Below are 6,874 nucleotides of genomic sequence, written 5' to 3'. Positions count from 1 at the left end.
GTTCAGGTAACATCTCATATAAGCTTCGATGCAAAGGGCGAGAATGCCTTGCAAATTTGAACAGAGGCGGTGTGCAAACACCGGAATTGCAATGTGGAAGTCTGTCGTTGCCGCCATCGCTTTGCTGGCCCTGGGCGGTTCGGCTTTCGCCGCCAGCGCGATCAACAGGGACGCCCAGACGCGGACCCTGGTCGTGACCGAAGGCGGCGCCAAGAGCGAGCTGACGCTCGCCGCCGGCGAGACGGTGGAGTTCTGCTCGAACGGCTGCTTCGTCACCCTGCCCAATGGTGACCTCGAGGCCCTGACGGGCTCGGAAACGGTCGAAATCTCGGGCGGCGCAGCCCGCATCAAGTAACTCTTGCCACGAGTTGGCCCCGCAAGATTGGCAAAGGCCGGACCGATGTCCGGCCTTTTATCGTTTCCGGTAGCCGGCGCTTAACGATGACGCCCGAAAAACCGGTAGGACCACGCGCTGCAACCGGGCGTTTTAACGTTCGCTGCGTCATCCCCGGCTATATCTGACCCAAGGACGCCGGCACACGGCGTGGGTTGAATTGGCGCGTGATCCTTTCCGAGATCGGAGTTTCGGAATCCCGCGCTCGATCGGGGCGGGACAATGGACGCGAGGTCGGACAGGAACGCAATTCCGCTTGCGGTCGATCTCGACGGCACGCTGATTGCAACGGACCTTCTGTGGGAAGGCCTGTTCATGCTGCTCAAGAAGAACCCGCTCTATGTCTTTCTTCTGCCGCTCTGGCTGATCGGCGGACCGGCCCGGCTGAAGCAGGAGATCTCCCAGCGCGTCGATATTGACCCGGCCTCGCTGCCTTACCGCCAGGACCTGCTCGACCGATTGCGCGCTGAGCATCGGGAGGGCCGCAAGATCGTGCTTGCGACCGGAACGCCACGCAAGTTCGCGGAGGCGATCGCGGCGCATCTCGGCATTTTCGATCATGTGCTGGCGACCGACGGCCCGCACAACATGACGTCGGCCAGGAAATGCGCGGCCCTTGTCGCCGCCTATGGCGATGCGGGCTTCGACTATGCCGGCAACAGCCGTCACGACCTCAAAGTGTTCGACGCCGCGCGCAACGCGCTCGTGGTGGCTCCCGACCGCAGCGCCCGGCGCTGGCAGGCGGCGCATCAGGCCGAGGCCATGCCCGCGCCGAAGCCGACGCTTAGAACCTACATCAAGATGCTGCGCATGCATCAGTGGCTGAAGAACGCGCTGATCGCCGTGCCGATGATGCTGTCGCACGAATATTTCAATCCGAACATGATCTGGGAGTGCCTGCTGGCATTCCTCTCCTTCAGCGCCGTGGCGTCCGCTATCTATATCCTCAACGATTTCTTCGACCTGGCGCTCGACCGCAAACATCCGACCAAGCGCAACCGGCCTTTCGCCAGGGGTGCTTTGTCGATCCCGTTCGGACTCGGCGCGATTGCGGTGCTGCTCACGATCGGCGTCGTCGCCAGCCTCTTCCTTCCGATCGAATTCCTCGGCGTGCTTTTGGGCTACATGGCGGTCACCACAGCCTATTCGCTGTCGTTCAAGCGCATGCTTCTGGTCGATGTGCTGACGCTTGCGGGCCTCTACACGATCCGCGTTCTGGCTGGCGCGGCCGCCACCGGCGTGGACGTCTCCTTCTGGCTGCTTGCCTTCTCGATCTTCTTCTTCCTGTCGCTGGCGCTGGTGAAGCGCTTCGTCGAACTGCGCACCACGGCCATCCCGCCCGGCGAGCGCATCGCCGGTCGCGGCTATCGCACCGAGGACCAGGAGATCGTCGCCCAGGCCGGCATGGCGTCGGCTTTCTCCTCGGCGCTGGTCCTGGCGCTCTACATGGACAGCCCGGCGGTGCGCGAGCTCTATCCGCATCCCTGGCTGATATGGCCGCTGGCGCCGATCGTGCTCTACCTCACGATGCGCGTCTGGATCCTCGCCCGCCGCGACGAGATGCATGACGATCCGGTCGTCTTCATCATCCGCGACTGGCGCAGCCAGATCGTCGTCGCCATCGGCGCGGTCTTCCTCGTCGCGGGGGGCTGGTGATGGGCCAGGAACGCTTCGGCAGCTTCGGACTGGCGACGTCGCCCGCGCGCAAGGCGATCCCGGCGGACGAGGCGATCGCGATTTTGAAGAACGGCACGGCCAGGCCGGGATCGCTGCTCGGCTACGGCAATGGCCGCTCCTATGGCGACAGCTGCCAGAACGATGCGGGCATGGTGGTCGACATGCGGCCGCTCGACCGCATCCGTTCTTTCAACGCCGAGACCGGCGTGCTCGAGGCGGATGCCGGTACGCTGCTTTGCGACATCATCGCCCACGCCGCGCCCTACGGCTTCTTTCCGGCCGTGGTTCCAGGCACGCAGTTCGTCACACTGGGTGGCGCGATCGCCAACGACGTCCACGGCAAGAACCATCATCGCCGCGGCACGTTCGGCTGCCACGTCGAGGCCTTGACGCTGCTTCGATCCGACGGCCGAACCTATCGCTGCTCGCAAACCGACAATGTCCGGCTGTTCGCGGCAACGATCGGCGGCATGGGGCTGACCGGGCTCATCCTGTCGGCATCGATCAAGCTGATGCGCGTGCCCTCGCTCGACATAACGGAAAAGACGACGCGGTTTCGCGATCTCGGCGAATTCTTCGATCTTGCCGAGGCTGCCGACCAGGCCAACGAATATGCCGTCGCCTGGATCGATCAGCTTGCCGGCGGCCATGGACGCGGGCGAGGGCTCCTGTTCACCGGCAATCATGCCGAGCACGGCTCGCACGCGGCGGACCGCGCCGGCAGCCGGCTTTCCGTGCCGGTGCAGCCGCCGTTCAATGTGCTGAACCGGCCCTTCCTCACGGCCTTCAACGCGGCCTACCGCTGGAAAAAGGGCAAGTCCGCGGTTCCGCGCCAGGCTGGCTACCAAGGCTTCTTCTTTCCGCTCGACGGCGTCCGCGACTGGAACCGGCTCTACGGGCCGCGCGGGCTTTTCCAGCACCAAAGCGTGGTGCCGGAGGAGAAGGCCCGCCGCATCGTGCCCGCGCTGCTCGAGGCGGCGCGACGGGCAGGGCAGGGATCGTTCCTGACGGTGCTCAAGCGCTTCGGCGGTGTCCGCTCGCCGGCGCTGCTGTCCTTCCCGCGGCCCGGCTACACACTGACGCTCGATTTCCCCAACCGGGGCGAAAGAACGTTGCGGCTGCTCGCCGAGCTCGATCGCATCGCCGTCGAGGCGGGCGGCGCGGTGAACCCCTACAAGGACGCCCGGATGGGGCCTGAGACATTTGCCGCGTCGTTCCCGCAATGGCAGCGGCTGGAGGCGCTTCGCGACCCGGCTTTCATATCGAGTTTCTGGGCGCGTACCGCAAAGAGACTGGAGATCGGAGAAGGGAGAGCTGAAGCCGCGGAATAGATAAAAATCGAATAAACCATGGTAAATTAAGTGTTACGCCATGGTTTGCTCAAAATACTGGTCCGGCTTCACGAAATATTTGCAGGTTTGTAATAGGACCGCCCAAGGGGGCGGGGTGGCAACAATGAAATACATAATCTTCATTCTCTTCACGGTCATGACCAATGCCGCGGCGCAGCTGATGCTGAAGCAAGGCATGATGTCGATGGGGCCGATTTCCTTCGAAGGCGTCAATCCGCTCGTCAAGCTGTTGCAGATCGTGTTCAGCCCTTGGGTGTTCCTGGGCCTCTGCACCTTCGTCATCTCGATGGCGTCGCATCTCTACGTGCTGTCCAAGGTCGAGCTCAGCTTCGCCTATCCGTTCCTCAGCCTCGCCTATGTCGCCGTGGCGATCTTTGCCTATTTCGTCTTCCGCGAGGACCTCAATGGCTGGCGCATCGCTGGCATCGCCTGCATCTGCGTCGGCACGATCCTGATCGCGCAAAGTGGGCGGGGACACGAGGACCAGACCGCTTCCATCAATCCCGACAAGATCGGCACAGGCGAGATCGTTCGATGAGACATGTGATTTTCGGCGGCGACGGCTTCGTCGGCCGTCACCTTGCCCCCAAGCTCGCCGCCGATGGCGAGACCGTCGTCGTTGCCGACATCGTCAAGAGCGACCTGCCGCATTACCGCTCCATGCGCTTCGTCACCTGCGACGTCACCGATCCGGTCTCGGTCGCGGCGGTCGGGCTCAAGGCCGACGACATGGTCTACAATCTGTCGGCCAAGATGCTGTCGCCGATCCAGGTGCGCGCCAAGCGGCATGATTTCTTCTTTCCGGTGAATTTCCACGGCACCGAGAACATCATGCAGGCGATGGACAAGGCCGGCGCCGCGAAGCTGGTCCATTACACGACCGACATGATCTACGGCCACACTGTGGTGCTGCCGATGACCGAGGACCATCCGGTCGCGCCGCTCGGCGAGTACGGGCTGTCGAAGCTGAAGACGGAGGAACTCGCCGCCGAGTGGCGCAAGCGCGGCATGTCGATCTCGCTGTTTCGGCCGCGTTTGATCATCGGTCCCGGACGCCTCGGCATATTGGAAAAGCTGTTCAAGCTGATCGACTGGAATCTTCCCGTGCCGATGATCGGCTCGGGCCGGAACCCTTATCAGTTCATCTCGGTGTTCGACTGCGCGGAGGCCGCGCGCGCGGCCTGGAAAGCCGGCGTGCCGAACGAGGCCTACAATCTCGGCTCGCTCAACCCACCGCCGGTCAAGAAACTGCTTGGCGACCTCATCCGCCATGCCGGCTCGAAGTCGATCCTGCTGCCGACGCCTGGCTGGGCGGTCAAGCGCACGCTCGACCTGCTCGACCTCATGAACATGCCGATCATGGATCCGGAGCAGTATCTGATCGCCGACGAGGAATGCGTGCTCGACGTGTCCAAGGCCGAGCGCCAGCTCGGCTGGGTGCCGCAATATCGCGACGAGGACATGCTGATCGCGGCCTACAGCGAATACCGCGCCAAGAAGGACGGCCACGCCGTCGCCGCCAAACACGTGCCTGCCGAATAAAGCGCGAAGGGAGATTTTTCAGATGACCGTCATAGCCAAGCCGGAACACACAGGCGCGCGCACGCTGGTCGATGCCCCGGCGCTTTCGCCCGCTTCCATCGCCAAGCCCGACCTGATCAGCGTCGAGCAGGCCAAGGCAATGGACGTCGCCCGCATCACCGACCTGTTCAAGGCGCATCTCAATCCCGGGCAGCTGCATTTCATGAAGCTGCTCGGCTTCCACAAGGTCAAGATCGAGCGCGCCGAGGGCATGTTCTATGTCGACCAGAACGGCCGCAAGATCCTCGACTTCTTCGGCGGCTTCGGTTCGCTCGCCTTCGGCCACAACCATCCGCGCATCCTGGAAGCGCGCAAGACATTCCAGGAGGAAAAGCGCCAGGAGATCGCAATCGCCTTCATGTCGCAATACGCAGCGGCGCTCGCGCATAACATCGCCAAGTGCTCGCCCGGCGACCTCGATATGGTGTTTTTGGGCTCCTCCGGCTCGGAAGCGATGGAAGCGGCGGTGAAGCTCGCCGAGCGCGCCGCAGGGCCGAAGCGGCCGAAAATCGTCTATGCCGAGAATTCCTTCCACGGCAAGACCAAGGGCGTGCTGGCGATCACCGACGGCCAGCTCTACCGCGCCGACTTCAAGGTGGCGGACAATGTCGTGCGCGTTCCGTTCGCCGACATCGACGCCGTCGAGCGCTTGTTCAAGAGCGATCCCGAGATCGGCGTCATCGTGCTGGAAACCATCCAGGGCGGCGGCGGCATCATCCAGGCGCCGAGCGAATACTGGCAGAAGCTGCGCGCGCTTTGCGACCAATACGGCGTGCTGTGGGTCGCGGACGAGGTTCAGTGCGGTTATGGCCGCTCGGGCCGCTTCTATGCCTTCGAGCATTACGGCGTGGTGCCGGACGTGACGGCGCTGGCGAAATCGCTCGGCGCCGGCAAGGCGGCGGTCGGCGCCATGATCGCCAGGCGCGACGTCTACATGAAGGCCTACGGCACGCCGAAGACGGCGATGATCCACGCCATGGCGACCTTCGGCGGCATGGGCGAGGCCTGCGCCACCGCGATCGAGGGCATCAACGTGCTCTATGACGAGGGGCTGATCGACAATGCCGCCTCGACCGGCGCGTACCTTCTGCAGCGGCTGCAGGCGCTGAAGGAAAAATATCCGAAGATCATCAAGGATGTGCGCGGCAAGGGTTTTATGATCGGGCTCGAGTTCCACGATTTCTCGCAGACCCTGCCTATGGTGCTCAGACCGGTGGTGAGCGTGCTCGACGACAAGTTGAAAGGCTCGCTGTCCGGCTTCGTCGGCTCGCTCTTGTTGCGCGACTACGACGTGCTCGTCGCCTTCACGGAATACAACCGCAACGTCATCCGGCTCGAGCCGCCGCTGATCTGCCAGCCCGAGCATGTCGACCGCTTCGTCGACGCCTTCGACAGCCTGTTGTCGCGCGGCATCGTGGCGATCGTGAAGGATTTCGTGAAAAGCCAGGTCGGGAAATAGAGGCCGCCGAGCATGCTGACCAGGCCGTCCGCTCCGACCAATCCGCTGGAACGGTTGACCGGCGCCGGCCTGGCGTGGGGCGAGGGAGCTTACGCGAAATGGGCGGCGTCGATCGGGGCGATCGCCTTCTCGCTCTATATCCTGCTGACCGCCGCGACCGCCTGGTTCATGCCCGACGCCAACTGGGACATGCTACCCTATCTGGCGATCGCCGAGGAGGGCACCTATCCCGATCCACAAGCGCTGCATGACTATGCCTACAACACGGTCAAGGGTGGCGTATCGGCGGGCGACTACAAGACGTTGACCGACGATGGCGGCGGCTTCCGCAGCCACATGGCGGAGGATGCCGCCGACTTCCATTCGCTGCTCGGCATGTACAGGATCAAGTTCCTTTATGCGGAAATCCTG

The 6,874-nt window shown here is 63.3% G+C and carries 6 protein-coding genes and 1 pseudogene; all 7 read left to right on the top strand.

Going from position 1 to position 6,874, the window contains the following annotated elements; genetic code table 11:
* Positions 1-91 precede the first annotated feature (91 nt).
* The gene (locus tag EOD07_RS16870) at positions 92-355 is read left to right on the top strand and encodes a hypothetical protein (RefSeq protein WP_027167119.1); all 264 of its coding nucleotides are present in this window, start codon (positions 92-94) and stop codon (positions 353-355) included.
* A 261-nt stretch (positions 356-616) separates the two neighbouring features.
* Complete coding sequence (locus tag EOD07_RS16865; RefSeq protein ID WP_127236274.1) at positions 617-2,050, top strand: UbiA family prenyltransferase; 1,434 nt, start codon at positions 617-619, stop codon at positions 2,048-2,050.
* Positions 2,050-3,402 (top strand): FAD-binding oxidoreductase, encoded by a 1,353-nt coding sequence (locus tag EOD07_RS16860; RefSeq protein ID WP_127236273.1) that lies wholly within the window; start codon positions 2,050-2,052, stop codon positions 3,400-3,402. Before EOD07_RS16865 ends, EOD07_RS16860 begins: the two co-directional genes overlap by 1 nt.
* 124 nt (positions 3,403-3,526) lie before the next feature.
* A complete protein-coding gene (locus EOD07_RS16855) occupies positions 3,527-3,961 on the top strand; it encodes an EamA family transporter (RefSeq protein WP_127236272.1) in 435 nt (144 codons plus the stop codon).
* Complete coding sequence (locus EOD07_RS16850; protein ID WP_127236271.1) at positions 3,958-4,965, top strand: NAD(P)-dependent oxidoreductase; 1,008 nt, start codon at positions 3,958-3,960, stop codon at positions 4,963-4,965. Before EOD07_RS16855 ends, EOD07_RS16850 begins: the two co-directional genes overlap by 4 nt.
* A 22-nt stretch (positions 4,966-4,987) precedes the next feature.
* Positions 4,988-6,463, top strand: a complete 1,476-nt coding sequence (locus tag EOD07_RS16845; protein WP_127236270.1) for an aspartate aminotransferase family protein — start codon at positions 4,988-4,990, stop codon at positions 6,461-6,463.
* A 12-nt stretch (positions 6,464-6,475) separates the two neighbouring features.
* Positions 6,476-6,874, top strand: a pseudogene (locus EOD07_RS16840) (hypothetical protein); the annotation flags it as partial.

Source organism: Mesorhizobium sp. M2C.T.Ca.TU.002.02.1.1 (genome assembly GCF_003997225.1).
Note: the sequence above shows the minus strand (reverse complement) of the source record. Positions and strands in the feature narration are given on the sequence as shown.